The sequence below is a fragment of the Streptomyces sp. NPDC097619 genome, assembly GCF_040302735.1.
Lineage (GTDB): Bacteria > Actinomycetota > Actinomycetes > Streptomycetales > Streptomycetaceae > Streptomyces.
Genome location: NZ_JBEOSD010000050.1, coordinates 1 through 26,860 on the forward strand (window position 1 = coordinate 1; position 26,860 = coordinate 26,860).

Consider the following 26,860-nt stretch of genomic DNA (forward strand, 5'->3'; position numbering starts at 1 on the left):
GCCCTCCGGGTCCCCCTCGGCAGGCTGACCGCTGCGCGGGGCCCTTCCCCACCCCCCCCCGTCCCGATCCCCGGGCAGCCCCCCCCGCCCCCCCGGCAGGCCAGCCCCGACCGCGGCCCCCCGCGGGGGGGGCGCCCCCCCGGCGCGTCCGGGGCCGGAGCGGCGGGCGCCCCCGTCCGGCTCCCGGCCCGCGCGCCTACTTGTCGATGTCGCCGACCACGAAGAACAGCGAGCCCAGGATCGCCACCATGTCCGCGACCAGGGTCCCCGGCAGCAGCACCGCCAGCGCCTGGATGTTGTTGTACGAGGCCGAGCGAAGCTTCAGCCGGTACGGGGTCTTCTCGCCCTTGGAGACCAGGTAGTAGCCGTTGACCCCGAGCGGGTTCTCGGTCCAGGCGTAGGTGTGCCCCTCCGGCGCCTTCAGCACCTTGGGCAGCCGCTGGTTCACCGGGCCCGGGGGCAGCTCCGCCAGCCGGTCCAGGCAGGCCACCGCCAGGTCCAGGGCGTTGTGGGTCTGCTCCAGGAGCACCTCGAAGCGGGCCAGGCAGTCGCCCTCGGTGCGGGTGACCACCTTGAGGGTGCCCGCCAGCTCCCCGTAGGCCAGGTACGGCTCGTCCCGGCGCAGGTCGAAGTCGACCCCGGAGGCGCGGGCGATCGGTCCGGAGACGCCGTAGGCGTGCACGGCCTCCGCGGAGAGCACCCCGACCCCGCGGGTCCGGCCGCGGAAGATCTCGTTGCCGCCCACCAGGTCGTCGTACACGTGCATCCGGGTCCGGACGTCGGCGATGGCGGCCCGGGTGCGCTCGGTCCAGCCCAGCGGCAGGTCCTCCTTGAGGCCGCCGACCCGGTTGAACATGTAGTGCATGCGGCCGCCGGAGACCTCCTCCAGGACGGCCTGGAGCTCCTCGCGCTCGCGGAAGGCGTGGAAGATCGGGGTGATCCCGCCGAGCTCCAGCGGGTAGGAACCGAGGAACATCAGGTGGTTGAGGACGCGGTTCAGCTCGGCGAGCAGGGTCCGCAGCCACACGGCCCGCTCCGGCACCTCCATGCCGAGCATCCGCTCCACGGCCATGACCACGCCCAGCTCGTTGGAGAAGGCCGAGAGCCAGTCGTGGCGGTTGGCCAGCATGACGATCTGCCGGTAGTCCCGGGCCTCGAAGAGCTTCTCGGCGCCGCGGTGCATGTAGCCGACCACGGGGTCCGCGCTGACGATCCGCTCGCCGTCCAGGACGAGGCGCAGTCGCAGGACGCCGTGGGTGGAAGGGTGTTGCGGGCCGATGTTGAGCACCATGTCGGTGCTCTCCGCCGCGCCCCCGATGCCGACCGTGGTCTCCGTCATGGCGAACAGTGTCTCAGTCCTAGGGTGGGGTCATGGATACGGGGATGACGACGGAGCCGCGCTGGACCGGCCTGCCTGGGGGACTGCTCTCCCTGCGGCGGCTGCTGGTGGTGGTGTGGCTGGGCGGGGCGACCGTGCTCGCCGGTGTGCTGCCGGGCCTCCTGGTGGGCCCCCCGTGGGCGCTGTGGGCCCTGCTGCCGCTGGCCGCGCTGGTGTGGGGCTGGGTGCTGGCGGAGCGGAACTGGCGGTCCTGGCGGTACGCCGAGCGCGCCGACGACCTGCTGATCAGCCGCGGGGTGCTGTGGCGGGAGCAGACGGTGGTGCCGTACGGGCGGATGCAGCTGGTCGAGGTGACCTCCGGCCCGCTGGAGCGCCGCTACGGGCTCGCCTCCCTCCAGCTGCACACCGCGGCGGCGGCCTCCGACGCCCGGATCCCGGGGCTGCTGCCCGCCGAGGCGGAGCGGCTGCGGGACCGGCTGACGGAGCTCGGCGAGGCAAGGTCGGCGGGGCTGTGACCGAGCCGCGCCCCGACCCGTCCGCCGCTCCCGCTCCCGGTCCGGAGCCCGCGCCCACCGACCCCGGCGCGGAACACGCCGCCGCGTCCGGTACGGGGCCCGCCCCGGCCCCCGGCGGGGAGCGGCGGCTGCACCCGGTGACCCCGCTGCGGCGGGCCTGGGCGCCGATAGCGGTGCTGGCCGGTCTGGTCCTCCAGCAGCCCGAGCGGGCCGAGGAGTGGTCCCGCGGGCTGTCCAGCCTGCTCGGGGCGCTGGCCGTCCTGGCCCTGCTGGTGGCCGCCGGTCTGTACGGCTTCCTCAGCTGGTGGTTCACCCACTACGCGGTGACCGCCACGGAGCTGCGGATCCGCACCGGACTGCTGTTCCGGCGGACCGCGCACATCCGCCTGGACCGGATCCAGGCCGTGGACCTCACCCGGCCGCTGCTGGCCCGGGTGGTCGGCGTGGCCAAGCTGAAGCTCGACGTGATCGGCACCGAGGACAAGGACGAGCTGGCCTACCTGAGCGAGCGGGAGGCCGGGGAGCTGCGGGCCGAGCTGCTGGCCCGGGCCGCGGGCTTCGCCCCGGAGACGGCGGCGGAGGTCGGCGAGGCCCCGGTCCGGGAGCTGCTGCGGGTCCCGCCCGCCACGCTGGTGGTCTCCCTGCTGCTCAACATCGGGGTGTGGGCCTCGCTGGCCGTCGGTCTCACGGCCCCCTTCGTGGTCTGGTGGATCAGCGACAGCGTCTGGGTGGGCCTGGCCATCCTGCTGCCGATCCTGGGCGGGGTGTGGGCGGCCACCGGAGGCCGGTTCCTGACGGAGTACGACTGGACGGTCGCCGAGTCCCCGGACGGGCTGCGCCTGGACCACGGGCTGCTGGACCGGGCCCACGAGACGGTGCCGCCCGGCCGGGTGCAGACCGTGCGGATCGTGGAGCCGCTGCTGTGGCGCCGTCGGGGCTGGGTCCGGGTGGAGCTGGCGGTGGCGGGCTCGGCCAACGAGGTGCTGGTGCCGGTGGCCTCCCGGGAGGAGGCCCAGCGGGTGGTGGCCCGGGTGCTGCCCGGGGTGGATCCCGCGGCCCTGGACTTCGCGCCGTCTCCGGACCGGGGCTCGCGCTGGGTGGTGCCCGTGTGGTGGAAGGGGTACGGGCTGGCGGTGTCCCCGGAGGTGTTCGCGGCCCGGCACGGCCGGCTCTGCCGCCGTACCGAGCTGGTGCCGCACGCCAAGGTGCAGAGCGTCCGGGTCTCCCAGGGGCCCTGGGAGCGGGCCCGCGGCCTCGCCGACGTGCTGGTGGACACCGGGGCGAACAAGACCGTCACCGCGCGGCTGCGGGCCGCGGAGGAGGCGGCGGAGGTGCTGTACGCGCAGGCGGACCGCTCCCGGACCGGCCGGGCGGAGGCCCGCCCGGACCGCTGGATGACCTGAGCCGGGCCGGGTGTCAGGAGGCCGGGCCGGAACCGGCGCGGACCAGGCCCGTCTCGTAGGCCAGGACCACCACCTGCACGCGGTCGCGCAGGTCCAGCTTGGTGAGGATGCGGCCCACGTGCGTCTTGACGGTGGCCTCCGACAGGACCAGTCGCGCGGCGATCTCGCCGTTGGACAGGCCCTGGGCCACCAGCAGCATGACCTCCCGCTCCCGGTCCGTCAGCCGCTCGATCTCCTTGTTCTGCGGCTCCGGGGTGCTGGTGGGCAGCATCGGGGCGAAGCGGTCCAGCAGTCGGCGGGTGGTGGAGGGGGCCACCACGGCGTCCCCGCTGTGCACCGAACGGATCGCGGCCAGCAGCTCGGCCGGCGGCACGTCCTTGAGCATGAAGCCGGAGGCGCCCGCCTTCAGCCCGGAGAAGGCGTACTCGTCCAGGTCGAAGGTGGTCAGGATGATGACCTTGGGGTGGTTCTCCGGCTCGCAGATCCGCCGGGTGGCCTCCACGCCGTCCAGCTTCGGCATGCGGACGTCCATGAGGACCACGTCCACGGTGGTCGCCCGGAGCACCTCCAGGGCCTCCAGGCCGTCCCCTGCCTCGGCCACGACCTCCATGTCCGGCTGGGCGGCCAGCACCATGCGGAAACCGGTGCGCAGCAGCATCTGGTCGTCGACCAGCATCACGCGGATGGACATCTCTCAGGATCCCTTTCCCTTCAGCGGCAGCAGCGCGCTGATCCGGAAGCCCCCGCCGGGACGGGGACCCGCCTCCAGCGTGCCCCCGACCATGGAGACCCGCTCCCGCATGCCGATCAGCCCGTGCCCGGCGCCGTCCGCGCCGCCGTCCGTGTACAGCTCGTGTGCCGAGCCCCGCCCGTCGTCCTCCACGAGCAGGCCGAGTCCGTCGTCGAAGTACATCAGGCGGACGCTGGCGCCCGCGCCCGGGCCCCCGTGCTTGCGCGTGTTGGTCAGCGCCTCCTGCACGATCCGGTACGCCGTCAGCTCCACCCCGCTGGGCAGCGGCCGGGGCGCGCCCTCGACCTGGTAGTCCACGGTCAGCCCCGCCGTGCGGACCTGCTCGACGAGGACCTCCAGCTGTTCCATGTCGGGCTGGGGCACGTAGTCCTCGGACTCCTGGGGTTCGCCGGTGCGCAGGATGCCGAGCAGCCGGCGCATCTCGGCGAGGGCCTGGCGGCCGGTGCCGGAGATGGTCTGGAGGGCTTCCTTGGCCTGTTCGGGGGCCACGTCCATGACGTAGGCGGCGCCGTCGGCCTGCACCACCATCACGGAGACGTTGTGGGCGACGACGTCGTGCAGTTCGCGGGCGATCCGGGCGCGCTCGGCGGCCACCGCCGCCTTGCCCTGGGCCTCGCGCTCCCGCTCCAGCCGTTCGTTCCGCTCGACCAGCTGGGCGTAGTAGGCCCGCCGGGTGCGGAGCGAGTCGCCGAGCACCCAGGCCAGGGCGAACGGCACCGTCACGAAGATCGAGAACTGGACGTTCTCCTCGTTGGCGCCCTTCTCGAACTGCCAGCGCAGGGCGGCCAGCGGGGCCGCGGCCAGCCCCCAGGCCAGCGCGGTCTTGGACACCCAGCGGGGCACGTCGGAAGCGGCGACGGTGTAGAGGATGGCGAGCATCGCCAGGTTGGCGGCGGTCGGCTGGGAGTCGACGGCCAGCTGGTACAGCCCCGTCCCGACGCTGGTCCAGAGCATGGCCTGCGGGTACTTGCGGCGGAGCGCGACCACCACCGCGAGCGCGGTCATGGCCGGCAGGGCCAGCAGCCGCGACGCGACGCCCTGGTACGAGTCGGCGACCTCCAGCCCGGCCATCCCGAAGAGCACGACAGCCCAGAAGGTGTCGACGCCCGTCGGGTGTCTGCGGAGGAAGTCGTAGAACCGTTGCACGTAACCCAGCGTAGGGAAACGAACCGCTTGCCCGAGTCAACCGGAGGGGCGATCCGCGCCGGGCCGCGTACTCCCCTAGGTGGAGGGGATGCCTAGCCTTGCGGGATGAACAGCAGCGAGCGGACCCAGGGGTCCCCCGGAGGGGCCGTGACCTGGCCCTTGCCGTGGCGGGCGGCCATGGAGCGGGCCCTGTACGGGCCGGACGGGTTCTACGTGCGGCCGGACGGGGCCGGCCCCGCCGGTCACTTCCGCACCTCGGTGCACGCCTCCCCGTTGTTCGCGGGGGCCGTGGCCCGGCTCCTGGAGCGGGTGGACGCGGCCCTGGGGTCGCCCGCCCGGCTGGACCTGGTGGACATGGCGGCGGGCCGCGGGGAGCTGGTGACCGGCGTGCTGGCGGCCCTGCCCGCGGGGACGGCCGCCCGGGTCCGGGCGCACGCGGTGGAGCGGGCCCCGCGCCCGGCCGGGCTGGACCCGCGGATCGCGTGGTGCGCGGCCCCGCCGGAGGGCACCACGGGGCTGCTGTTCGCGAACGAGTGGCTGGACAACGTGCCGCTGGACCTGGCGGAGGGCGGCCGGTACGTCCTGGTGGACCGGGACGGTACGGAGCACCCCGGCGGCCCCCTGGAACCGGCGGACCGGGACTGGCTGGCCCGCTGGTGGCCGGAGGCGGTCGGGCCCGGGGAGCGGGCCGAGATCGGGCGGACCCGGGACGAGGCGTGGGCCGCCGCCTCGGCCACCGTGGCGCGGGGTCTGGCGGTGGCCGTGGACTACGGGCACACCCGGGCCGCCGGCAGACCGCCGTACGGCACCCTGACCGGCTTCCGGGCCGGGCGGGAGGTGCGGCCCGTCCCGGACGGCGACCGCGACGTCACCGCGCACGTGGCGCTGGACTCGTGCGCCGGCCCGGACGGGGTGCTGCTGACCCAGCGGGAGGCCCTGGCCCGGCTCGGGGTCTCCGGGGCCCGTCCGCCCCTGGCGCTGGCCTCCACCGATCCGGCCGGGTACGTGCGGGCCCTGGCGGGGGCCGGGGCGGCGGCGGAGCTGACCGCCCGCGGCGGGCTCGGGGACTTCGGCTGGTTGCTCCGCCCGCGCGGCATCCCGCCGGTGCTCTGACCGACCCGGGCGAACGGGAACGCGAACGGCGGCGGGCCGCCCGCCGGGGGTGTCCCCGGCGGACGGCCCGCCGCTGTCGTTCCTCGTGCGCGGAGCGCTCGCGGACTACTTGCTGTCGCGCTCGTGGCCGTGGCCGTCGTGCAGGCCGCCGCCGCTGCCCTGGCCGTCGGTCGGCACGGAGGCCACCGGCTTCGAGAGCGGGGCGAGGTCCCACGCGTAGTGGCCCACCGCGTCGGCGATGACGTCGATGTTGATGTCGAACGCCTTCAGGTCGATGTTGTCGATGTCATCGCCCGGGGCGTGGTAGTTCGGGTCGTAGGCGAGACCGGCGGTGCCGCCGAACTTCGCGGCCTGGGCCTCGGTCTTGATGCCCTCGGCGCCGGTGAAGGTGCCGCCGGAGGGGATGCCGACCTCGATGAACGGCCCGTAGTCGGAGCGGCCGGAGAAGTCGGTGCCCTCGTGCGGGATCTTCTTCGAGTCGAGGAAGTCGTTGATGCCCTTCTCGATCTGCGCGGAGCCGGCGGGGCCGGGGCCCGCGCCCACGCCGTCCGAGTCGTCACCGTCGTAGACGAAGTACGCGGCGTTCGGCGAGGCGATCATGTCGAAGTTCAGGTAGAGCTTGATCTGCTTCTTCTGGGCCTCGGTCAGGGAGGCCACGTAGGCCTCGGAGCCGAGCAGGCCGAACTCCTCGGCGGACCACCAGGCGAACTTGACCTTGTTCTTGAACTTGTCCTTGGACTTCGACAGCTCGATGGCGGCCTGCAGGATGCCGGCCGAGCCCGAGCCGTTGTCGTTGATGCCCGGGCCGTCCGCGACGGAGTCCAGGTGCGAGCCGAGGAAGACGGTGTTGTTCGCGTCCCCGCCCTTGGTCTCGGCGATGACGTTGAAGGTCTTGCGGTTCTCGCGCAGCTCGCGGATGTCGAGGGTGACGTTGACGGTGCCCGCGGCCACCTCCGCCGCCAGCGCCTCGCCCTCTTCCTGGGTCAGGCCGCCGGTGGGGATCCGGCCCGCGGTCGGGTCCCCGATGGTGCCGTTGAGGGCGCCGGTGGTGTTGTTGAAGATGATCGCGCCGACCGCTCCCGCGTCGGCGGCGTTGGCCTGCTTCACCGCGAAGGCGCAGCCGCCGCGCTTGATGAGCGCGATCTTGCCGGTGAAGGCGCCCGCGGCGAAGTCGCCGGGCTCGCAGCCGCTGGTGCCGTCCGCGTCCACCGGGGTGGCCGCCACGTCCGCGGTGATGCCGCCCTCGGGGCCGCTGGCCGTGTAGGTCATCAGGCGGATCGGCACGTCGCGGCCGTCGCCGTTGTTCACCCGGAGGGTCTCGGCGACCGTCTCGGTGTAGGCGAACTCGAACTCGTGCCGGGAGACCTTGTACCCGGCGTTCTTCAGGATGCCCTCGATGTACTTGGCGGACTGCTCGTGGCCCTTGGAACCGGCCACCCGCGTGCCGTTGTTGTAGTCGGCCAGCGACTGGAACACGCGCAGGTGCTTGAAGGCCTTCGCGGCCGTGGCGTCCTTGACCAGTTGCTTGGCCAGGGCCTTGCCGCGCGCGGCGTCGCTCGCCGGGCTGGTGGCCCCCGCGGGACCGGCCAGCAGCAGCGGCGAGACGAGAGCGGCGGCGGCCAGTGCAGCGGTGGCCGCGGCTATACGGCGTGAGGGCATGAAGGTCCTTTCACGGCAGGCGGAAGCGCTCGCTTGGTGGCGAATTCGTGGAGCGGTGCACGCACGGTAGACACCAAGTGGCCACTCTGGCCAGAGTTTTCACTGATTCCGGTTTATGAATTCCGTATAGCGGTGCGTCCGCAACATGTCGGCCACATGTCCCCCCGAAAGGAATTCCCCGGATCCCCCATCCGCCCCATACGCCCCACCTGTCACACACGCCCCAGCCGGCCTGCTCGAACGTCTGATCCGGAGGGAGCGGATCCGGCCAAGCGCGCCGCCGTCCCGGGGGCGCGCCGACGACCCCCGGAACCCCTCCCGGCGGGTTCCGGTCGTGCCCCCTCCGGCACGGCGGAACCGGAGCGGACACGACCGGAAGGCAGCCCTCCGCACGGTTCCCGGCTCCGGGACCGCCCCGGCACGGTCCGGCACGCACTCCGGCGCGACCCCGCGCGCGCCCCGGAACCCCCGCCCGGGCACCCCCGCGCCCCCGGCCCGCACCCCCACGGGCGGCCCCGGCGGGGGTACCGGTCCGGCGGATAGCATGGCGCCATCACGTCCGGTACCCCTCGCGGACTGGAACGGAAGGCCCTCCCGCGTGAACGCATCACCCGCCCCGGCACCCGAAGACCGCCCCGCCCGCCTCAGCGTCGGCGTGGTCGGAGCGGGCCGCGTCGGCCCGGCCCTCGCGGCCGCCCTGCAACTGGCCGGGCACCGCCCCGTGGCCGTCTCCGGAGTCTCCGACGCCTCCCGGCGCCGCGCCGCCGAGCTGCTGCCCGGCGTCCCCCTGGTCCCCCCGGCCGAGGTGTTCGCCGCCGCGGACCTCGTCCTGCTCACCGTGCCCGACGACAGCCTCCCCGGGCTGGTCGCCGGGCTCGCCGAGACCGGCGCCGTCCGCCCCGGGCAGCTCCTCGTGCACACCAGCGGCCGGTACGGCACCGCCGTCCTCGACCCCGCCCGCCGCGCCGGGGCCCTGCCCCTGGCCCTGCACCCCGTCATGACCTTCACCGGCACCGCCGTGGACGTACAGCGCCTGGCCGGATGCTCGTTCGGCGTAACCGCCCCCGAGGAACTCCGGCTCGCCGCCGAAGCCCTCGTGATCGAGATGGGCGGCGAGCCCGAGTGGATCGCCGAGGAGGCCCGCCCGCTCTACCACGCGGCCCTCGCCCTCGGTGCGAACCACCTCGTCACCCTGGTGGCCCAGTCCATGGAACTGCTCCGCACCGCCGGGGTCGGCCACCCGGACCGCATGCTCGGCCCCCTCCTCGGCGCCGCCCTCGACAACGCCCTGCGCTCCGGCGACGCCGCCCTCACCGGCCCGGTCGCCCGCGGCGACGCCGGCACCGTCGCCGCGCACGTCGCGGAACTGCGCAAGCACGCCCCGACCACCGTCGCGGGCTACCTCGCGATGGCCCGCACCACCGCGGACCGGGCCCTCGCCCACGGTCTGCTCAAGCCCGAACTCGCCGAGGACCTCCTCGGCGTCCTCGCCGAGGCCCGCGAGGGCCGCGAGGGAGGAGCGAAGTGACCGACACCACCCGCACCACCGAGCCCGCCGCAGCCCCGGCCGCGGACGCCCCCGCGGGCACCGCCCTGCTCCGCACCGCCGCCGAGCTCCGGGCCCTGCCCCGCACCCCGGGCGGCCGCCGCGCCGTGGTCATGACCATGGGCGCCCTCCACGAGGGCCACGCCACGCTCGTGCGCACCGCCCGCGAGACCGTCGGGGCCGCGGGCCAGGTCGTCGTCACCGTCTTCGTCAACCCCCTCCAGTTCGGGGCGGGCGAGGACCTCGACCGCTACCCCCGCACCCTCGACGCCGACCTCGCCCTCGCCGCCGCCGCGGGCGCCGACGCCGTGTTCGCCCCCTCCGCCGACGAGGTCTACCCCGGCGGGGAACCCCAGGTCCGCGTCACCGCGGGCCCCATGGGCACCCTCCTCGAAGGCGCCACCCGCCCCGGCCACTTCGACGGCATGCTCACCGTCGTCGCCAAGCTCCTCCACCTCACCGCGCCCGACCTGGCCCTCTTCGGCCAGAAGGACGCCCAGCAGCTCGCCCTCATCCGACGGATGGCCCGCGACCTGAACTTCCCCGTGGAGATCGTCGCCGTCCCCACCGTCCGCGAGGCCGACGGACTGGCCCTGTCCAGCCGCAACCGCTACCTCTCCGCCGAAGAGCGCCGCACCGCCCTCGCCCTGTCCCGCGCCCTGTTCGCGGGCCGCGACCGGCTCGCCGCCCAGAGCGCCCTGGCCGCCCGCGCCGAGGCCACCCCCGCCGCCGCGGCCCGCGCCGACGCCCTGGCCCGCCTCGGCGAGGCCCGCGCCTCCGCCGACGCCCACGCCGTCTCCGCGGCCACCGGCGCCCTCCCCGCGGCCGTCCGCGCCGCCGCCCGCGCCGTCCTCACCGCCGCCGCCCGCGCCGAACCCCCGCTGCGTCTCGACTACCTCGCCCTCGTCGACCCCGCCGACTTCACCGAAGTGCCCGACACCCACACCGGCGAGGCCGTCCTGGCCGTCGCCGCCAAGGTGGGCACCACCCGGCTCATCGACAACGTCCCCGTGGAATTCGGGCCCGTACGGCCCGCCGGCACCGGAGCACACTCGTGACCACAGGAATACGACTGCACGCCCCAGCCCCCGGCTGGGCGGTCGAGGCCGACGTCGTGGTCGTCGGCTCCGGCGTCGCGGGACTCACCGCCGCCCTGCGCTGCGCCGCCGCCGGCCGCCGCACCGTCGTCGTCACCAAGGCCCGCCTCGACGACGGCTCCACCCGCTGGGCCCAGGGCGGCATCGCCGCCGCCCTCGGCGAGGGCGACACCCCCGAACAGCACCTGGACGACACCCTCGTCGCGGGCGCCGGACTCTGCGACGAACAGGCCGTCGCCCTCCTCGTCACCGAGGGCCCCGACGCCGTCCGCCGCCTCATCGGCACCGGCGCCGTCTTCGACACCTCCGAGACCACCGGCGAGATAGAACTCACCCGCGAGGGCGGCCACCACCGCCGCCGCATCGCCCACGCCGGCGGCGACGCCACCGGCGCCGAGATCTCCCGCGCCCTGGTCGCCGCCGTGCAGGCCGCCGGCATCGAGACCGTCGAGAACGCCCTCGTCCTCGACCTCCTCCAGGACGCCGAGGGCCGCACCGCCGGAGTCACCCTGCACGTCATGGGCGAGGGCCAGCACGACGGCGTCGGCGCCGTCCACGCCCCCGCCGTCATCCTCGCCACCGGCGGCATGGGCCAGGTCTTCTCCGCCACCACCAACCCGGCCGTCTCCACCGGCGACGGAGTGGCCCTCGCCCTCCGCGCCGGAGCCGAGGTCTCCGACCTGGAGTTCGTCCAGTTCCACCCCACCGTGCTCTTCCTCGGCGCCGGCGCCGAGGGCCAACAGCCCCTGGTCTCCGAGGCCGTGCGCGGCGAAGGCGCCCACCTCGTCGACGCCGACGGGGTCCGCTTCATGGTCGGACAGCACGAACTCGCCGAGCTCGCCCCCCGCGACATCGTCGCCAAGGGCATCATGCGCCGCATGCGGGAACAGGGCGCCGACCACATGTACCTGGACGCCCGGCACTTCGGCGCGCGCATGTGGGAACAGCGCTTCCCCACCATCCTCGCCGCCTGCCGCGCCCACGGCATCGACCCCGTGACGGAGCCGATCCCGGTCGCCCCCGCCGCGCACTACGCCTCCGGCGGCGTCCGCACCGACCTCGCGGGCCGCACCACGGTGCCCGGCCTCTACGCCTGCGGCGAGGTCGCCTGCACCGGCGTCCACGGCGCCAACCGCCTCGCCTCCAACTCCCTCCTGGAGGGGCTGGTCTTCGCCGAGCGGATCGCCGCCGACATCGTCGCCGCCGACGTGCCGCGCACCGGCCCCGGCATCCCCGTCCCCTCCACCGGCCCGCTCCTCTCCGGCGAGACCCGCCTCGACATCCAGCGGATCATGACCCGCGGCGCCGGCGTCCTGCGCTCCGCCGTCTCCCTCGAAGCCGCCGCCGAGGAACTCGAAGCGCTCTACGGGGCCGCCCTCGCCGACCTGGAGGCCCACGGCAAGACCGCCGAACCCGGCACCGACAGCTGGGAGGCCACCAACCTGCTGTGCGTGGCACGCGTCCTCGTCGCCGCCGCCCGCCGCCGCACCGAGACCCGCGGCTGCCACTGGCGGGAGGACCACCCCGACCGGGACGACGCGCACTGGCGCCGCCACCTCGTCACCCGCCTGTCCCCGACCGAGAAGCGCGCCCTGGTCGTCACCACGACCGACACCGCGGACTTCCCCTCCGTACGTCCCCTCTGAGCCTGGAGCACCGACCGTGACCACCCCCGAACTCCCCCTCCTCACCGGCGACTCCGACGCCGGCGGCTGCGGCGACGACTGCGCCTGCGGTCCCGCCGAGTCCGGACTGGACCCGGCGCTCGCCCAGCTGCTCGCCGAGGCCGGCCTCGACCCCGTCGAGGTCGAGGACATCGCCCACCTCGCGCTCTCCGAGGACCTCGACGGCGGCGAGGACGTCACCACCGTCGCCACCGTCCCCGAGGACGCCGTCGCCACCGGAGACTTCACCGCCCGCGAGGCCGGCACCGTCGCGGGCCTCCGGATCGCCGAGGCCGTGCTCTCCGTGGTCTGCGAGGACGCCTTCGAGGTCGAGCGCCTCGCCGAGGACGGCGACCGCGTCGAGAAGGGCCAGGTGCTGCTCTCCGTCACCGCCCGCACCCGCGACCTGCTCACCGGCGAGCGCAGCGCCCTCAACCTCCTCTGCCGCCTCTCCGGCATCGCCACCGCCACCCGCGCCTGGGCCGACGTCCTGGAGGGCACCGGCGCCAAGGTCCGCGACACCCGCAAGACCACCCCCGGCCTGCGCTCCCTGGAGAAGTACGCCGTCCGCTGCGGCGGCGGGGTCAACCACCGGATGTCGCTCTCCGACGCCGCCCTGGTCAAGGACAACCACGTGGTCGCCGCCGGCGGGGTCGCCCAGGCGTTCAAGGCCGTCCGCGAGCTCTACCCCGACCTGCCCGTCGAGGTCGAGGTGGACACCCTGCACCAGGCCCGCGAGGTCATGGACGCGGGCGCCGACCTGATCCTCCTCGACAACTTCACCCCCCTGGAGACCGCGGAGGCCGTCAGCCTCAACCGCGAGCACAACGGGGGCCGCGCCGCCCTGGAGTCCTCCGGCCGGCTCACCCTGGAGAACGCCCGCGCCTACGCCGAGACCGGCGTGGACTTCCTGGCCGTCGGCGCCCTCACGCACTCCTCCCCGATCATGGACATCGGCCTCGACCTCCGCGAGGGGAAGTAACCCGATGCTCCTCACCATCGACGTGGGCAACTCCCACACGGTGCTGGGCCTCTTCGACGGGGACGAGATCGTCGAGCACTGGCGGATCTCCACCGACCCCCGCCGCACCGCCGACGAGCTGGCCGTCCTCATGAACGGCCTGATGGGGATGCACCCGCTGCTCGGCGAGGAGCTGGGCGACAACATCCACGGCATCGCCATCTGCTCCACGGTCCCCTCCGTGCTGCACGAACTGCGCGAGGTCACCCGCCGCTACTACGGGGACGTGCCCGCCGTCCTGGTCGAACCCGGCATCAAGACCGGCGTGCCGATCCTCATGGACAACCCCAAGGAGGTCGGCGCCGACCGGATCATCAACGCCGTCGCCGCCGTCGAGCTGTACGGCGGCCCGGCCATCGTGGTCGACTTCGGCACCGCCACCACCTTCGACGCCGTCTCCGCGCGCGGGGAGTACACCGGCGGGGTGATCGCCCCCGGCATCGAGATCTCCATGGAGGCCCTCGGCGTCCGCGGCGCCCAGCTCCGCAAGATCGAGCTGGCCCGGCCCCGCAACGTCATCGGCAAGAGCACCGTCGAGGCCATGCAGTCCGGGGTCGTCTACGGATTCGCCGGACAGGTCGACGGCGTGGTCAACCGGATGCGCCGCGAGCTCGCGGGCCCCACGGGCGACCCCTCCGACGTCCGCGTCATCGCCACCGGCGGCCTCGCCCCGGTGGTCCTCGGCGAGGCCACCGCCATCGACGACCACGAGCCCTGGCTGACCCTCATCGGCCTGCGCCTGGTGTACGAGCGCAACGTCCCCGGCTTCTCCTGACCGGCCCCCGGCGGCCCCCACCCCGGGGCCGCCGGCGCCGTCCGGGGCGGGTCGGATCCGGTCGGGCGCCGACCCCGCCCCACACCTGCCCCGCGCCGCGCCCGGAGGCCCGGAATCAAGGGCTTTTGTCCGATTAGCGCGTATCTTCTGGCCATGCCCACGCCCTACGGGTCCCGCGGCGGCATGGCGTTCAGCGCGGCTGAGCTGCACGTGCTCCGGCGTTCCCTCGCCCACGCCCTCCATCCGGCTTCCGAAGACCCCCTCGGCACCCCCGAGGTCCGGGACTGCCTGAGACTGGCCCAGGCGCTCGACGAGGCGGACCGCGAGGCGGCCCGGCTCAGGGCCTTCCTCCTGGCCGACCTCGGTCGCTACCGCGCCGCCCTGCCCGGCAGCCTGACCGGCTACCTGGAGCTCCTCCAGGACGCCCTGGCCACCGGCTACCGCCCCGAGCCGGACGACCTCGCCGCCCTGCGGGCCCTGAGGGGCAACGCCACCGCCGCCGCCCTCCTCGAACGCTGCCGCGTGCTGGCCGAACGCTCCCTGCTGTCCCGCCCCGCCCCCGGCCCGCGCACCCGGCTGCTGGCCCTCCCCGGAGGCCGCGAGACCGGCCCCGCCGCGGCCCCCGCGGCCCCGGCCGCGACCGGGACCCCGGAAGGCGCCGGGGGAGCCCCCACGACCGGCGGGGGCCCCGCGCCCGTCGACGCCGCGGACACCCCCGAGCCCGGCCGCCCCGCCGGCCCGGTCCCGCCCGCCCCGTCCCGCCCGTCCCGTCCGGTGCCCACCCCCGGCGAGGTGTTCCCGCCCCGCCGCAAGCCCGCGCCCCCGCCGTCCGGCCGCGCGGCCGGGTAGCTAGGCTGGCTCCATGGACTACGTATCCGCGCTCGTGCCCCCCTTCGTGATGGCCGCGTTCTTCATCGCGCTCATCGTGGTCATCGTGAAGAGCCAGGGTGGTGCCAACAAGTCCAAGGAGGACGCGGTGGTCGACGCCGTGCTCGCCCGTGCCGAGGCCACCCGGCAGACCGGTTCCTCCTCCGACTGAACCGCCCCACCACGGGCGTGCGGCCGATTTCCGGTCCGTGCGCCCGATTTTTTTGTGGGCGCGCGGCGCGAACCGGGACCCGTCCGCGTGAATGTCCGGGCGATTCGGGACATCCCGCACTATTGTGCTGGTGTGCCTCGGCCCTTGGGAGAACTCGAAGACGCCGTGATGACCCGGGTATGGGAGTGGAACCGCCCGGTCACCGTTCGGGAAGTCCTGGAAGACCTCCAGCAGGAACGGTCCATCGCGTACACGACGGTCATGACCGTTATGGACAATCTCCATCAGAAGGGCTGGGTGCGCCGAGAAGCGGAAGGGCGCGCCTATCGATATACGGCCGTCTCCACACGGGCCGCCTACTCGGCCGCACTGATGAACGAAGCCTGGTCCACGAGCGACAACCCCGCCGCGGCCCTGGTGGCCTTCTTCGGCATGATGTCGGCGGAACAGCGGGAAGCGCTCCGCGACGCCGTGCGGATCGTGCAGCCGCAGGAAGCGCAGCAATCGCCGGAACCCTCATCGGCTTCCCCGGACGCCCTGCCGGCCGCGCCCCCGGCGGATCCGCCCGCCGCCGGGTCCGCGCCGCCCCCCACGGCCTCCGACGGCCCCGGAGCGGCCGGTCCGGAGGCCGCCGGTGCGCCGTCCGGGGAAGCCGATGAGGGTTCCGGGGCCGCGGGGCGATAGCGTCCGGTCATGGCCGCTCAGCTTCCCCGCCCGCACGACGATTCGCTCACGTCCCCGTTTTCCGGTGCGAATGCAAAAGCCGTGACGATCCGCCGGGCCCGCACCGGTGATGTGCCCGCGGTGCGGCGCCTGCTCGACCAGTACGTCTCCGACCGGATCCTGCTCGACAAAGCCCCCGTGACGCTTTACGAGTCCATCCAGGAGTTCTGGGTCGCGGAACGCGAGGCGGACGGGGCGGTGCTCGGCTGCGGGGCCCTCCACGTCATGTGGGAAGACCTCGCCGAAGTCCGTACTCTCGCGGTGCACCGCGAGTTGAAGGGCTCCGGAGTGGGCCACCTGTTGCTCGCCACGTTGCTGGAGACCGCCCGCCGGGTGGGAGTGAGCCGGGTATTCTGCCTGACCTTCGAAGTCGAGTTCTTCGCGAAGCACGGCTTCGTCGAGATCGGTGAGACCCCGGTGGACACCGATGTGTACGCGCAGCTCCTGCGTTCCTATGACGAGGGCGTCGCCGAGTTCCTCGGTCTCGAACGAGTGAAGCCGAACACCTTGGGCAACAGCCGGATGCTTCTGCACCTCTGATCGATCACCCTGGGTATTACGGCCCACACGCGCGCGTGGCCTATGTCCGAATCGCGTATGTTTCCCGTCCCGTGGGGGTCCTGAACCTCTCCCGGGGGTTTGTGTTTTCCAGGCAAAAGCGGTTTCCTTTCCGCGTACTGCATTTTCGATGAAAGGAAATCCGGTGGCACAGAAGGTTCAGGTCCTTCTTGTCGACGACCTCGACGGTGGCGAGGCGGACGAGACTGTGACGTTCGCGCTGGATGGCAAGACGTACGAGATCGACCTCACCACCGCCAACGCGGACAAGCTCCGCGGTCTGCTGGAGCCCTACACGAAGAGCGGGCGCCGCACCGGCGGTCGGGCCGCGGCCGGTCGCGCCAAGGGCGGCCGCACGGCGCCCGTCGGCGGCAGCACCGACACCGCCGAGATCCGCGCGTGGGCCAAGGCCAACGGCTACAACGTGAACGACCGCGGCCGCGTCCCGGCCGAGATCCGCGAGGCCTACGAGAAGGCCAAGGCCTGACCTGCGGTCCGGCGCGTGCGCAGCAGCCGGGCCCGGTGGCATTCCGTCGCCGCGGCACCGACCAACCGCACGAGATCGGGTGCGCCCCCGGGCGCCCCGGAGCCGGCCGACCGCCCCAGGACGGTCAGGGCCGGCAGCAGTGCCCCGCACCCCGGCACGGGGGGCCGCAGCCAGACGGCGGCCCCCTGACAGCCTTCCCCGGCCCGCCCCGGCGGGACCGGGGCGAGGATCCGCCCGCCCGCACCCAGGGCGGTCAGGTCCAGGGCGACCCCGCCCCATTCCAGCCACGCGAGCAGCCCCTCCAGCTCCTCCGCGGCGCCCGCGGCCACCAGGAACCGCATGCGGCGCCCCAGGAGCGCCACCGGGCCCGTGGCCACCCCGCGGTCCAGCACCGAGGCCCCCGCGTCCGCGGGCAGCTCCAGCACGTCGAAGGTGGTCCCGGTGAGCAGCCGGGCCGGTTCCCCCGCGGTGACCGGCCACCCCAGCTCATCGGCGTACCAGCGGGCCGCCCGGCCGAGCGGCAGAGCCGGTGGACGCGCCCCCTCCAGGGGGGTGCGCGGCGGCGGGACGGTGGGCCTCATGCCCGGAGCAACTGCCCCGGACCCCAGGGGTTACGCAGGGTCCGAGGACTATCGCGGAGGGTAAACCTCCGGTCATCGGCGCACGTTTTCGCGACGCAAGTCTGTTCGCCCTCAGCGGAGGGAGAGGGGGTGCGTGGCATGGACTGTCGGCGACGGAGGGTAAGACATTCCTAGTGGATCGGGGCGACACGCTGATACGGCCCGTGTCCGTTCGCCATCGGCGTACTGATGCGGCGGGTATCTGTCTGGCCTGCGGGAACATCGTCTCGCACCATCGGGTTGGAGCAGTTGTCGGCTGTGAAACGCGGATTTACCCCACTGAGTGGGGTGAGCCGGGGTCGGATGTCGGCAGTTGGAATGAGCTGTCCCGTCCCGCGGGACTAGCATGCGGAAGGACAGGGCGGGGACCGACCCCGAACTGCCCGACCGCTCTGAGGAGCGAATAACGATGTTCGAGAGGTTCACCGACCGCGCGCGGCGGGTTGTCGTCCTGGCTCAGGAAGAAGCCCGGATGCTCAACCACAACTACATCGGCACCGAGCACATCCTCCTGGGCTTGATCCACGAGGGTGAGGGTGTCGCCGCTAAGGCCCTGGAGAGCCTCGGGATTTCGCTCGAGGCCGTTCGCCAGCAGGTCGAGGAGATCATCGGTCAGGGCCAGCAGGCCCCGTCCGGTCACATCCCCTTCACCCCGCGGGCGAAGAAGGTCCTGGAGCTTTCGCTCCGGGAGGCCCTCCAGCTCGGCCACAACTACATCGGCACCGAGCACATCCTGCTCGGCCTCATCCGCGAGGGCGAGGGCGTCGCCGCCCAGGTCCTCGTGAAGCTGGGCGCCGATCTCAACCGAGTCCGGCAGCAGGTGATCCAGCTGCTCTCCGGCTACCAGGGCAAGGAGACCGCCACCGCCGGCGGCCCGGCCGAGGGCACCCCCTCGACCTCCCTCGTCCTCGACCAGTTCGGCCGCAACCTCACCCAGGCCGCCCGTGAATCCAAGCTCGACCCGGTCATCGGGCGCGAGAAGGAGATCGAGCGGGTCATGCAGGTGCTGTCCCGCCGGACGAAGAACAACCCGGTCCTCATCGGCGAGCCCGGCGTCGGCAAGACGGCGGTCGTCGAGGGCCTGGCGCAGGCCATCGTCAAGGGCGAGGTGCCCGAGACCCTCAAGGACAAGCACCTCTACACCCTCGACCTGGGCGCGCTCGTCGCCGGTTCCCGCTACCGCGGTGACTTCGAGGAGCGGCTGAAGAAGGTCCTCAAGGAGATCCGCACCCGCGGCGACATCATCCTGTTCATCGACGAGCTGCACACGCTCGTCGGTGCGGGTGCCGCCGAGGGCGCCATCGACGCCGCTTCCATCCTGAAGCCGATGCTGGCCCGCGGTGAGCTCCAGACCATCGGTGCGACCACCCTGGACGAGTACCGCAAGCACCTGGAGAAGGACGCGGCCCTGGAGCGCCGCTTCCAGCCCATCCAGGTCGCGGAGCCCTCGCTGCCGCACACCATCGAGATCCTCAAGGGTCTCCGGGACCGGTACGAGGCTCACCACCGGGTCTCCATCACGGACGAGGCGCTCGTGCAGGCGGCCACCCTGGCCGACCGCTACATCTCGGACCGCTTCCTGCCGGACAAGGCGATCGACCTGATCGACGAGGCCGGCTCCCGGATGCGCATCCGCCGGATGACCGCTCCGCCGGACCTCCGCGAGTTCGACGAGAAGATCGCGGGCGTCCGCCGCGACAAGGAGTCGGCGATCGACTCCCAGGACTTCGAGAAGGCGGCTTCCCTCCGTGACAAGGAGAAGCAGCTGCTGGCGGCGAAGGCCAAGCGGGAGAAGGAGTGGAAGGCCGGCGACATGGACGTCGTCGCCGAGGTCGACGGCGAGCTGATCGCCGAGGTGCTGGCCACGGCCACGGGCATCCCGGTCTTCAAGCTCACCGAGGAGGAGTCCTCCCGCCTGCTCCGCATGGAGGACGAGCTGCACAAGCGCGTCATCGGGCAGAAGGACGCCATCAAGGCGCTTTCCCAGGCGATCCGCCGGACCCGTGCGGGTCTGAAGGACCCGAAGCGTCCCGGTGGCTCGTTCATCTTCGCCGGCCCCTCGGGTGTCGGTAAGACCGAGCTCTCCAAGACGCTCGCCGAATTCCTCTTCGGCGACGAGGACGCGCTGATCTCCCTCGACATGTCGGAGTTCAGCGAGAAGCACACGGTTTCCCGTCTCTTCGGTTCGCCCCCCGGCTACGTGGGCTACGAAGAGGGCGGCCAGCTGACCGAGAAGGTCCGCCGGAAGCCGTTCTCCGTCGTCCTCTTCGACGAGGTCGAGAAGGCGCACCCGGATATCTTCAATTCCCTGCTCCAGATCCTGGAGGACGGTCGTCTGACCGACTCCCAGGGCCGGGTCGTGGACTTCAAGAACACGGTCATCATCATGACGACCAACCTGGGTACGCGTGACATCTCGAAGGGCTTCAACCTCGGCTTCGCGGCCCAGGGTGACGTCAAGACGGGATACGACCGGATGAAGGCGAAGGTCAACGAAGAGCTCAAGCAGCACTTCCGGCCCGAGTTCCTCAACCGTGTCGACGACACGGTCGTCTTCCACCAGCTCAGCCAGGAAGACATCATCCAGATCGTCGACCTGATGATCGCCAAGGTGGACGAGCGCCTCAAGGACCGCGACATGGGCATCGAGCTCAGCGGTGACGCGAAGCAGCTCCTGGCGAAGCGCGGCTACGACCCGATCATGGGTGCCCGCCCGCTGCGCCGCACCATCCAGCGCGAGATCGAGGACGTCCTCTCCGAGAAGATCCTCTTCGGTGAGCTGCGCCCCGGTCACATCGTGGTCGTCGGCACGGAGGGTGAGGGCGACAACGCCAAGTTCACCTTCCGCGGCGAGGAGAAGTCCCCGCTGCCCGACGTTCCGCCGATCGAGGCCACGGGCTCCGGCCCGGACCTCACCAAGGGCGCGTAAGGCCCGCAGGCACCACAGGGGCGGCCCCGGAACCGACACGGTTCCGGGGCCGCCCCTTTCGGCTGTCCGGGGCGGTCGTCCGGGGCGGTGCGGGGGCGTGCGGGCGGGGGCGGCGCGAGGTGGTGCGGTGTCGTCGGGGACCACTCGGTACCCCGGGACCATGGTCCTGAAACGGACATTCCTTCGGCCCGGCCCGGTGACAAGCCGCACAGGGCAAATCGGACGTACGACGCTTTCTAGTAGATCATCCGGGGTTCGAGGGAGGGACGGAAGCCCAGTTCGGGGGCGGTCAACGGGCCGGCATTCCCGCGTCCGCGCTACGAGCTTTGTTAGTAACTGCGGCTTTTGGGCGTGGGGCCGGGGGTGGGTTACCAAAGATGAGCCCGATCGGCAGACCGCGAGGACCGCTCAGTCCACTCGCGTCGTGCGACGGGTGTCCCCGTCGCCCCGTGATTGGTGTTCCGCATGTCCCAGCGCGTTCGCAGCGCCCGCCGCCCCGCCGCCCTCCGTGTCCGTACGGCCGCCCTGGCCGCAGGTCTGGGAGCCGTCGCCGTCCTCGGCGCCGGCCAGGCCGCCTTCGCCGCGCCGGCAGCCGCGCCCATGGACGTCTCGAACGCGCTGGCCGGTCCGGCCGCGCTGATCGCCCAGCAGGCCGGCGCCCAGGCGAAGGTCGCCGACCGACTCGCCGCCGGTGCCAAGTCCAAGGCCGTGGCCTGGGCCGACCCGGTGGACCGCTACACGCTGACCGCGACCTTCGGCAAGGGCGGCAGCATGTGGGCCCACAAGCACTCCGGCCAGGACTTCGCCGTGCCGATCGGCACCCCCGTGAAGGCCGTGCACAACGGCACCGTCGTCAAGGCGGGCCCGAACGGCGCCGGTGACGGCCCCGCCTACGGCAACGCCATCGTGATCAAGCACGGCAACAACACGTACTCGCAGTACGCGCACCTGTCGAAGATCCGCGTGTACGTGGGCCAGAAGGTCAACACCGACACCGTGATCGCCCTGTCCGGCAACACCGGGAACTCCAGCGGCCCGCACCTCCACTTCGAGATCCGGACCACCCCGAACTACGGCTCCGCCGTCAACCCGGTCGCCTTCCTGCGCGCCGAGGGCGTCAGCGTCTGAGCCGGTTCCGGCCCGCAGCCTTCCCGGCCCGTCACCCTTCCGCGGTGGCGGGCCGTCGGCGTGCCCGGGGGCGCTCAGCTCTGGTGGTGCGCCTGGGCGATCAGGTCCACCGCGACTTCCAGGGCGGCCTGCCGGGTCTCCTCCGGATCCCCGCCCTCCACGTGCTGGAGGAACATCATCCCGGCGTGCAGGGTGAAGAGGGCGCTGACGCAGCGGACCTGGTCGGTGAGCGGGGCGTCCGGGGTGCGCAGCAGCTCCACCAGCGTGTACAGGCGCCGCTTCACGGTCTCGCCGATGGAGAGCTCCCGGAGGGAGGCCTGGTTCTCGTGCATGAAGCGGTAGAGCGGGGCGCCCTGGCTGAGGGCGGCGCTGTAGCGGCGCAGCAGCTCCCGCTTGGTCTCCAGGGTGGGGGGCTGTTCGCCGCCCCAGGTGATCAGCTCGTCGATGGGGCGGGTGAGGTCCTCGAAGATGCTGATGAGGATCTCTTCCTTGGTCTTGAAGTGGTAGTACAGCGCCGCCTTGGTGACGTCCAGGCGCTCGGCGATCTCCCGCAGGGAGGTCTTCTCGTACCCCTGCTCGGCGAACAGGTCGAGGGCCACGTCCTGGATGCGCTGGCGGGTGTTCCCGCGGCGCGGCGTTGGCGTGCTGCCTGAGGACATGTCTCTCCCTGGTCCGGCCGCCGAGGGCCTTACTTACTTGACGCCCGGCTAGTTACGGGTCTACCTTCCCCAGTGTAATGAACTAGCCGGGCGGCAAGTAAGTGCCAGGGGAGTGGGAACGTTGAGCGTCACCAAGACGGAGGCCGTCGAGCAGGAGGCCCCGAAGAACGTACGGGTGGTCCTGCTCGCCCTCATGATCGCCATGCTGCTGGCGATGCTGGACAACATGATCATCGGCACCGCCATGCCGACGATCGTCGGCGAACTGGGCGGACTGGCCCACCTCTCGTGGGTGGTCACCGCCTACACCCTGGCCACGGCCGCCTCCACCCCCATCTGGGGCAAGGTCGGCGACATGTACGGCCGCAAGGGCTCCTTCCTCACCTCCATCGTGATCTTCCTGATCGGCTCGGCCCTCAGCGGCATGGCCCAGGACATGGGCCAGCTCATCGCCTTCCGCGCGGTGCAGGGCCTCGGCGCGGGCGGTCTGATGGTCGGCGTCATGGCGATCATCGGTGACCTCATCCCGCCCCGGGAGCGCGGCCGCTACCAGGGCATGATGGCCGGCGTCATGGCCCTCGCGATGATCGGCGGCCCGCTGGTCGGCGGCACCATCACCGACCACATGGGCTGGCGCTGGTCCTTCTACATCAACCTGCCGCTCGGCGCGGTCGCCCTCGCGATGGTCTCCGCCGTCCTGCACCTGCCGAAGAAGCGCTCCCAAGGAAAGATCGACTACTGGGGCGCCGCCCTGCTCACGGTGGCCATCACCTCCACCGTCCTCGTCACCACCTGGGGCGGTACGGAGTACGCCTGGGGCTCGGCGCAGGTCATCGGCCTGATCGCCACCGGCATCGTCGCCACCGCCGCCTTCCTCCTCGTGGAGCGCCGGGCCGCCGAGCCCGTGCTGCCCCTGCACATCTTCCGCAGCCGCAACTTCACCCTCATGTCGGTGATCGGCTTCCTCACCGGCTTCGCGATGTTCGGCGGCGTGCTCTACCTGCCGCTGTTCCAGCAGTCCGTGCAGGGCGCCTCGGCCACCAACTCGGGCCTGCTGCTGCTCCCGATGCTGCTGTCGATGATGGCCGTCTCGCTCATCGCGGGCCGGATCACCACCCAGAGCGGCCGCTACAAGGCCTTCCCCATCGCCGGTGGCGCCCTGATGGTCGCCGGCCTCTTCCTCCTCGCGCAGATGGACACCGGGACCTCCCGGCTGGTCTCCGGCATCTACATGGCGCTGCTCGGCGCGGGCCTCGGCTTCCTGATGCAGATCACGATGCTGGTGGCGCAGAACAGCGTCGAGATGAAGGACATGGGTGTCGCCTCCTCCTCCGCGACCCTGTTCCGGACCCTCGGCGGCTCCTTCGGCGTGGCCCTGATGGGCTCCCTGTTCACCACCCGGGTCCAGGACACCATGACCGAGCGGCTCGGCTCGGCCGGGGCGGGCGCCACCGGCGGCTCCGCCCAGCTCGACGCGGCCTCCCTGGCCAAGCTGCCCGACGCGGTGCGCGAGGCGTACCAGCACGCGGTGGCCGCGGGCACCCACTCGGCCTTCCTGCTCGGCGCCTCGGTGGCCGTGCTCGGCTTCGTCGCGGCGTGGTTCGTGAAGGAGGTGCCCCTGCGGGGGGCGGGGCCCCAGAGCGAGGCCCAGGCTCCGCAGGAGGCCGGGGCGGTCAAGGCCGCGGAGCCGGCCGGGGCCTAGTCGGTCCGTCCCGGGGCGGGGTGGGAAAGCCGAGGTACCGCTGCGCGGGGCCTCCTTCCCCACCTCGCCCCTTCCCGTTCCCGGGGCCCGGCCCGGCCCCCGCCCGCCTCGATCGCCAGGGGGGACCTCCCAGCCTCGCCGGCGTTCGAGGCGCGGGGGTGTGGGGGCGGCCCCCCCGCAAGGGGCCGCGATGGCGGCTTGCCGCGAGGGGTGACCGCCCCGCCGGCATCCACCCCAGCCCCGCCGGCGATCGAGGCGATCCTGAAGGCGCGCCCGGCCACGAACCGGCACCCGTCCCGGCCCCGCCGGGGGACCGCCCCGCCGGGAGGTCGGTCAGTTCGGGAGGCGGAAGACGGGGAAGCTGCCGGTGCTGGTCGGTGCGTGTTCCGGGAGCCACAGGACGGCGACGGCCCCGGCGCTCTCGCCCTGCCGGTCCACCCCGCCGGGGGCGGCCACGTTCCGGAAGGTCAGCCGGGCGCCCAGGACCCGCGCCTGCCCCGCGGCGATGGTCAGGCCGAGGCCGTGGCCCACCCCGGCCCGGTCCGAGGATCCGGTCCGGAACCGGCTGGGGCCCTCGCGGAGCAGGGCTTCGGGGAAGCCGGGCCCGTGGTCGCGGACCCGGACCACGCGGCCCTCCACGTCCACCTCCACCGGCGGCTTCCCGTACCGGGTCGCGTTGGCGAGCAGGTTGGCCAGGATCCGTTCCAGCCGCCGCGGGTCCGTGGAGACGATCTCGTCGGCCACGATCCGCACCGAGGCGTCGGGCATGAGCGCCCGCACCCGTCGGGCCACGAAGTCCCCCAGGGCCACGTCCTGGAGCTCGGCCCGCTCGGAGGCGCTGTCGAGCCGGGCCACTTCGAGGACGTCCTCCACGAGTCCGCGCATGGCCTGCGCCCGGTCCCGCACCAGCTCGGTGGGGCGGCCGGGGGGCAGCAGTTCGGCGGCGGTGAGGAGGCCGGTGACGGGGGTCCGCAGCTCGTGCGCGATGTCGGCGGTGACCCGCCGCTCGGCCTCCAGTCGCTGCTGGAGGGCGGCGGCCATGGCGTCCACGGCCCGGGCCAGGTCGTCGGTCTCGTCGCGGACCATGCCGCCGACTGCCTCCCGGACCCGGACCTCGGTGTTGCCCTGGGCCACCTTGTTGGCGGCGGTCGCGGCCTTGCGGAGCCTGCGGGAGATCTGGCCGCCGATGAGCACGCCGAGGGCGGACCCGGCGATGACCACGGCGAGGGAGCCGACGATCAGGGCCTGGTCCAGGTCCTTCAGCATGTTGGCGTTGAGGGTGAAGCTCGTGTGCACGGACAGGATCTGGCCGTTGCCCAGCGGCACCGCCGCCCAGACCTCGGGGGCGGCCCCGTCGTGTTCCTGCACGAAGGAGCCGCGGCGGCCGGAGCGGGCCTTGTCGCGGAGTTCCTGCGGCAGGTCGGGGTCGTTGAGCTTGGCCCATAGCGGGGGCTTCTTGGTGATCTCGGCGTTCCGCGAGATGAACGTGACCCGTTCCATCTGCACGTCGCGCGCGCTTTCCAGCATCGAGACCCGCGCGGCGTTGTGCACCACCAGGCTCAGCGCGGTGGCGATGAGCGCGCCCACGGCGGCGATGGCGAAGCTGATCTTCCAGCGGATTCCCGTGCGGAGGCTGAGCCGCTTCATGCCTTCAGCTTGTATCCGAAGCCCCGGACCGTTTCGATCCGGTCCTGCCCGATCTTGGTGCGCAGGCGCTGGACGTGGACGTCCACCACGCGGGTGTCACCGCCCCAGTCGTAGTCCCAGACCCGTTCGAGCAGGCGGTCGCGGGAGAGCACCGTGCCGGGGGCCGTGGAGAACTCCAGCAGCAGCCGCATCTCGGTGGGGGTGAGCGCCACCGGGGCGCCGGCCCGACGGACCTCCATGCCCTCGGTGTCCACTTCGAGGTCGCCGAAGGTCAGCACCCCGCGCTCGCCGCCGAGCTCCTCCTCGGCGCCGTTGCCCTGGGCCCCGGCGTGTCCGAAGCGGCGCAGCACGGCGCGGATCCGGGCCACCAGCACGGATCCGTCGAAGGGCTTGGTGACGTAGTCGTCGGCCCCGGCCTCCAGCCCGAGGACCACGTCGATGGAGTCGGCGCGCGCCGACAGCATGATCACGGGGACGGTGGACTCGTCGCGGATCCGGCGGCACAGGCTGACCCCGTCCATGCCGGGGACCATCACGTCCAGCAGGGCGATGTCGGGGCGGTCCGCGCGGAAGGACTCCAGCCCGGACAGGCCGTCGGGCATGGAGGTGACCACGAACCCGTCGCGTTCCAGCGCCAGGGTCGTGGCCTCCCGGATGACGTCGTCGTCCTCCACGAAAAGCACATGCGTCTCGGCCATCCGCCCGCCTCAGTTCTTCGGTGTGACGGCCGGGGCGGGCTGGCCCCCGCCGTCGGCCGTGTTGCTGTATTCGGTGTGGACGCGGTCCAGCTCGTTGAAGCGGTCCCCGTTCCACCGATAGGTGATCACGTCTTCCCCCGACGGGTAGGCGAGCGCCTCGCTCTTCCCGTACACCGGTTTCGTGAGCACCAGGTCGCCGCGGTCGATCTCCGCGTAGACCGGCGGCTGCTCGTCCGCGAACACGTTCTCGTAGCGTCCGCCGTTCGAGCGGTACACGTACGAGCCCACCCCGACGGCGTCCGCGCAGGAGAGCACGTTGACGATCACGTCCTCCACGGTGTTCCCGGTGACCTTCCCGTAGGTCACGTCCACCGGGTACTCCTTGCCGACGCACGGCTTCAGGTCCCGCTTGACCTCGGAGGAGACCTTCGGGTCGGCCTTCACCAGGGCCACCGCGTCCACCCGGCGGAAGCCGCCGGTACGCGTCGGGCCCGGCGTCGGGGCCGCCTTCACGGCGGCCTCCGAACGCGCCGGGCCCTCGTCCTTCAGGCCCGCTCCCCCCGAGGAGCAGGCCACCATGAACAGCACGGAGCCGGCGAGGACGACCGTCCCCGCCGACATGGCAGTGAGTGAGCCCCCTT

Annotated in this window: 25 protein-coding genes; 16 read left to right on the top strand and 9 right to left on the bottom strand. The window is 72.9% G+C overall.

What is annotated here, in order from left to right; genetic code table 11:
* Positions 1–196: 196 nt before the first annotated feature.
* Complete coding sequence (locus tag ABTZ17_RS16230) at positions 197–1,339, bottom strand: NADH-quinone oxidoreductase subunit D (protein ID WP_352196263.1); 1,143 nt, start codon at positions 1,337–1,339, stop codon at positions 197–199.
* A gap of 44 nt (positions 1,340–1,383) precedes the next feature.
* Here ABTZ17_RS16230 and ABTZ17_RS16235 point away from each other — a divergent pair, with 44 nt between their 5' ends.
* The gene (locus ABTZ17_RS16235) at positions 1,384–1,854 is read left to right on the top strand and encodes a PH domain-containing protein (protein ID WP_352196264.1); all 471 of its coding nucleotides are present in this window, start codon (positions 1,384–1,386) and stop codon (positions 1,852–1,854) included.
* A complete protein-coding gene (locus tag ABTZ17_RS16240; protein WP_502994698.1) occupies positions 1,851–3,257 on the top strand; it encodes a PH domain-containing protein in 1,407 nt (468 codons plus the stop codon). Before ABTZ17_RS16235 ends, ABTZ17_RS16240 begins: the two co-directional genes overlap by 4 nt.
* Before the next feature lie 13 nt (positions 3,258–3,270).
* Here the strand turns inward: ABTZ17_RS16240 and ABTZ17_RS16245 are convergent, their stop codons facing one another.
* Positions 3,271–3,948, bottom strand: a complete 678-nt coding sequence (locus ABTZ17_RS16245; RefSeq protein ID WP_352196265.1) for a response regulator transcription factor — start codon at positions 3,946–3,948, stop codon at positions 3,271–3,273.
* A gap of 3 nt (positions 3,949–3,951) precedes the next feature.
* Entirely contained in the window at positions 3,952–5,154 is a 1,203-nt protein-coding gene (locus tag ABTZ17_RS16250) for a sensor histidine kinase (protein WP_352196266.1), read from the bottom strand.
* 105 nt (positions 5,155–5,259) lie between these two features.
* Between ABTZ17_RS16250 and ABTZ17_RS16255 the strand changes: the two genes are divergently transcribed.
* On the top strand, positions 5,260–6,267 hold the full coding sequence (locus ABTZ17_RS16255) for an SAM-dependent methyltransferase (RefSeq protein ID WP_352196267.1): 1,008 nt from the start codon (positions 5,260–5,262) through the stop codon (positions 6,265–6,267).
* A 105-nt stretch (positions 6,268–6,372) separates the two neighbouring features.
* On the opposite strand, the gene ABTZ17_RS16260 is transcribed toward ABTZ17_RS16255, so the two are convergent.
* Positions 6,373–7,926, bottom strand: a complete 1,554-nt coding sequence (locus ABTZ17_RS16260) for a M20/M25/M40 family metallo-hydrolase (RefSeq protein WP_352196268.1) — start codon at positions 7,924–7,926, stop codon at positions 6,373–6,375.
* Between the two features lie 598 nt (positions 7,927–8,524).
* On the opposite strand from ABTZ17_RS16260, the gene ABTZ17_RS16265 reads away from it, so the two are divergent.
* From ABTZ17_RS16265 to ABTZ17_RS16310, 10 genes are all read left to right on the top strand, one after another.
* A complete protein-coding gene (locus tag ABTZ17_RS16265) occupies positions 8,525–9,454 on the top strand; it encodes a Rossmann-like and DUF2520 domain-containing protein (RefSeq protein ID WP_352196269.1) in 930 nt (309 codons plus the stop codon).
* Positions 9,455–9,519: 65 nt separating this feature from the next.
* Positions 9,520–10,530: a pantoate--beta-alanine ligase gene (panC, locus tag ABTZ17_RS16270; protein ID WP_352196304.1), complete on the top strand. Its 1,011-nt coding sequence runs from the start codon at positions 9,520–9,522 to the stop codon at positions 10,528–10,530.
* Entirely contained in the window at positions 10,527–12,215 is a 1,689-nt protein-coding gene (locus ABTZ17_RS16275) for an L-aspartate oxidase (protein ID WP_352196270.1), read from the top strand. Before panC ends, ABTZ17_RS16275 begins: the two co-directional genes overlap by 4 nt.
* 16 nt (positions 12,216–12,231) lie before the next feature.
* Entirely contained in the window at positions 12,232–13,215 is a 984-nt protein-coding gene (gene nadC / locus ABTZ17_RS16280) for a carboxylating nicotinate-nucleotide diphosphorylase (protein WP_352196271.1), read from the top strand.
* Between the two features lie 4 nt (positions 13,216–13,219).
* Positions 13,220–14,029, top strand: a complete 810-nt coding sequence (locus tag ABTZ17_RS16285) for a type III pantothenate kinase (protein WP_352196272.1) — start codon at positions 13,220–13,222, stop codon at positions 14,027–14,029.
* A 153-nt stretch (positions 14,030–14,182) separates the two neighbouring features.
* Positions 14,183–14,878: a hypothetical protein gene (locus ABTZ17_RS16290; RefSeq protein ID WP_352196273.1), complete on the top strand. Its 696-nt coding sequence runs from the start codon at positions 14,183–14,185 to the stop codon at positions 14,876–14,878.
* Positions 14,879–14,891: 13 nt separating this feature from the next.
* A complete protein-coding gene (locus ABTZ17_RS16295; RefSeq protein ID WP_352196274.1) occupies positions 14,892–15,068 on the top strand; it encodes a hypothetical protein in 177 nt (58 codons plus the stop codon).
* A 132-nt stretch (positions 15,069–15,200) separates the two neighbouring features.
* The gene (locus ABTZ17_RS16300) at positions 15,201–15,752 is read left to right on the top strand and encodes a BlaI/MecI/CopY family transcriptional regulator (RefSeq protein WP_352196275.1); all 552 of its coding nucleotides are present in this window, start codon (positions 15,201–15,203) and stop codon (positions 15,750–15,752) included.
* Between the two features lie 9 nt (positions 15,753–15,761).
* Positions 15,762–16,331 (top strand): amino-acid N-acetyltransferase, encoded by a 570-nt coding sequence (locus ABTZ17_RS16305; RefSeq protein WP_352196276.1) that lies wholly within the window; start codon positions 15,762–15,764, stop codon positions 16,329–16,331.
* A 163-nt stretch (positions 16,332–16,494) separates the two neighbouring features.
* Positions 16,495–16,836, top strand: coding sequence for a histone-like nucleoid-structuring protein Lsr2 (locus ABTZ17_RS16310; protein WP_352196277.1), 342 nt, complete (start codon positions 16,495–16,497; stop codon positions 16,834–16,836).
* Here the strand turns inward: ABTZ17_RS16310 and ABTZ17_RS16315 are convergent.
* Positions 16,815–17,417: an SCO3374 family protein gene (locus tag ABTZ17_RS16315; RefSeq protein ID WP_352196278.1), complete on the bottom strand. Its 603-nt coding sequence runs from the start codon at positions 17,415–17,417 to the stop codon at positions 16,815–16,817. The two genes, ABTZ17_RS16310 and ABTZ17_RS16315, sit on opposite strands and share 22 nt — an antisense overlap.
* Before the next feature lie 448 nt (positions 17,418–17,865).
* Between ABTZ17_RS16315 and ABTZ17_RS16320 the strand changes: the two genes are divergently transcribed.
* Both ABTZ17_RS16320 and ABTZ17_RS16325 read left to right on the top strand, forming a co-directional pair.
* Positions 17,866–20,385, top strand: a complete 2,520-nt coding sequence (locus ABTZ17_RS16320; protein ID WP_352196279.1) for an ATP-dependent Clp protease ATP-binding subunit — start codon at positions 17,866–17,868, stop codon at positions 20,383–20,385.
* A gap of 465 nt (positions 20,386–20,850) precedes the next feature.
* A complete protein-coding gene (locus ABTZ17_RS16325; RefSeq protein ID WP_352196280.1) occupies positions 20,851–21,513 on the top strand; it encodes a M23 family metallopeptidase in 663 nt (220 codons plus the stop codon).
* Positions 21,514–21,587: 74 nt separating this feature from the next.
* On the opposite strand, the gene ABTZ17_RS16330 is transcribed toward ABTZ17_RS16325, so the two are convergent.
* On the bottom strand, positions 21,588–22,172 hold the full coding sequence (locus ABTZ17_RS16330) for a TetR/AcrR family transcriptional regulator (RefSeq protein WP_352196281.1): 585 nt from the start codon (positions 22,170–22,172) through the stop codon (positions 21,588–21,590).
* A 121-nt stretch (positions 22,173–22,293) separates the two neighbouring features.
* On the opposite strand from ABTZ17_RS16330, the gene ABTZ17_RS16335 reads away from it, so the two are divergent.
* A complete protein-coding gene (locus tag ABTZ17_RS16335) occupies positions 22,294–23,874 on the top strand; it encodes an MDR family MFS transporter (RefSeq protein ID WP_352196282.1) in 1,581 nt (526 codons plus the stop codon).
* Positions 23,875–24,207: 333 nt separating this feature from the next.
* Here the strand turns inward: ABTZ17_RS16335 and cseC are convergent, their stop codons facing one another.
* The 3 genes from cseC to ABTZ17_RS16350 are packed head-to-tail and all read right to left on the bottom strand — an operon-like array spanning position 24,208 to position 26,840.
* Positions 24,208–25,521 (bottom strand): two-component system sensor histidine kinase CseC, encoded by a 1,314-nt coding sequence (gene cseC, locus ABTZ17_RS16340; RefSeq protein ID WP_352196283.1) that lies wholly within the window; start codon positions 25,519–25,521, stop codon positions 24,208–24,210.
* The gene (gene cseB, locus ABTZ17_RS16345; RefSeq protein WP_352196284.1) at positions 25,518–26,219 is read right to left on the bottom strand and encodes a two-component system response regulator CseB; all 702 of its coding nucleotides are present in this window, start codon (positions 26,217–26,219) and stop codon (positions 25,518–25,520) included. Before cseB ends, cseC begins: the two co-directional genes overlap by 4 nt.
* 9 nt (positions 26,220–26,228) lie before the next feature.
* Positions 26,229–26,840, bottom strand: a complete 612-nt coding sequence (locus tag ABTZ17_RS16350) for a hypothetical protein (protein WP_352196285.1) — start codon at positions 26,838–26,840, stop codon at positions 26,229–26,231.
* Positions 26,841–26,860: the final 20 nt, after the last annotated feature.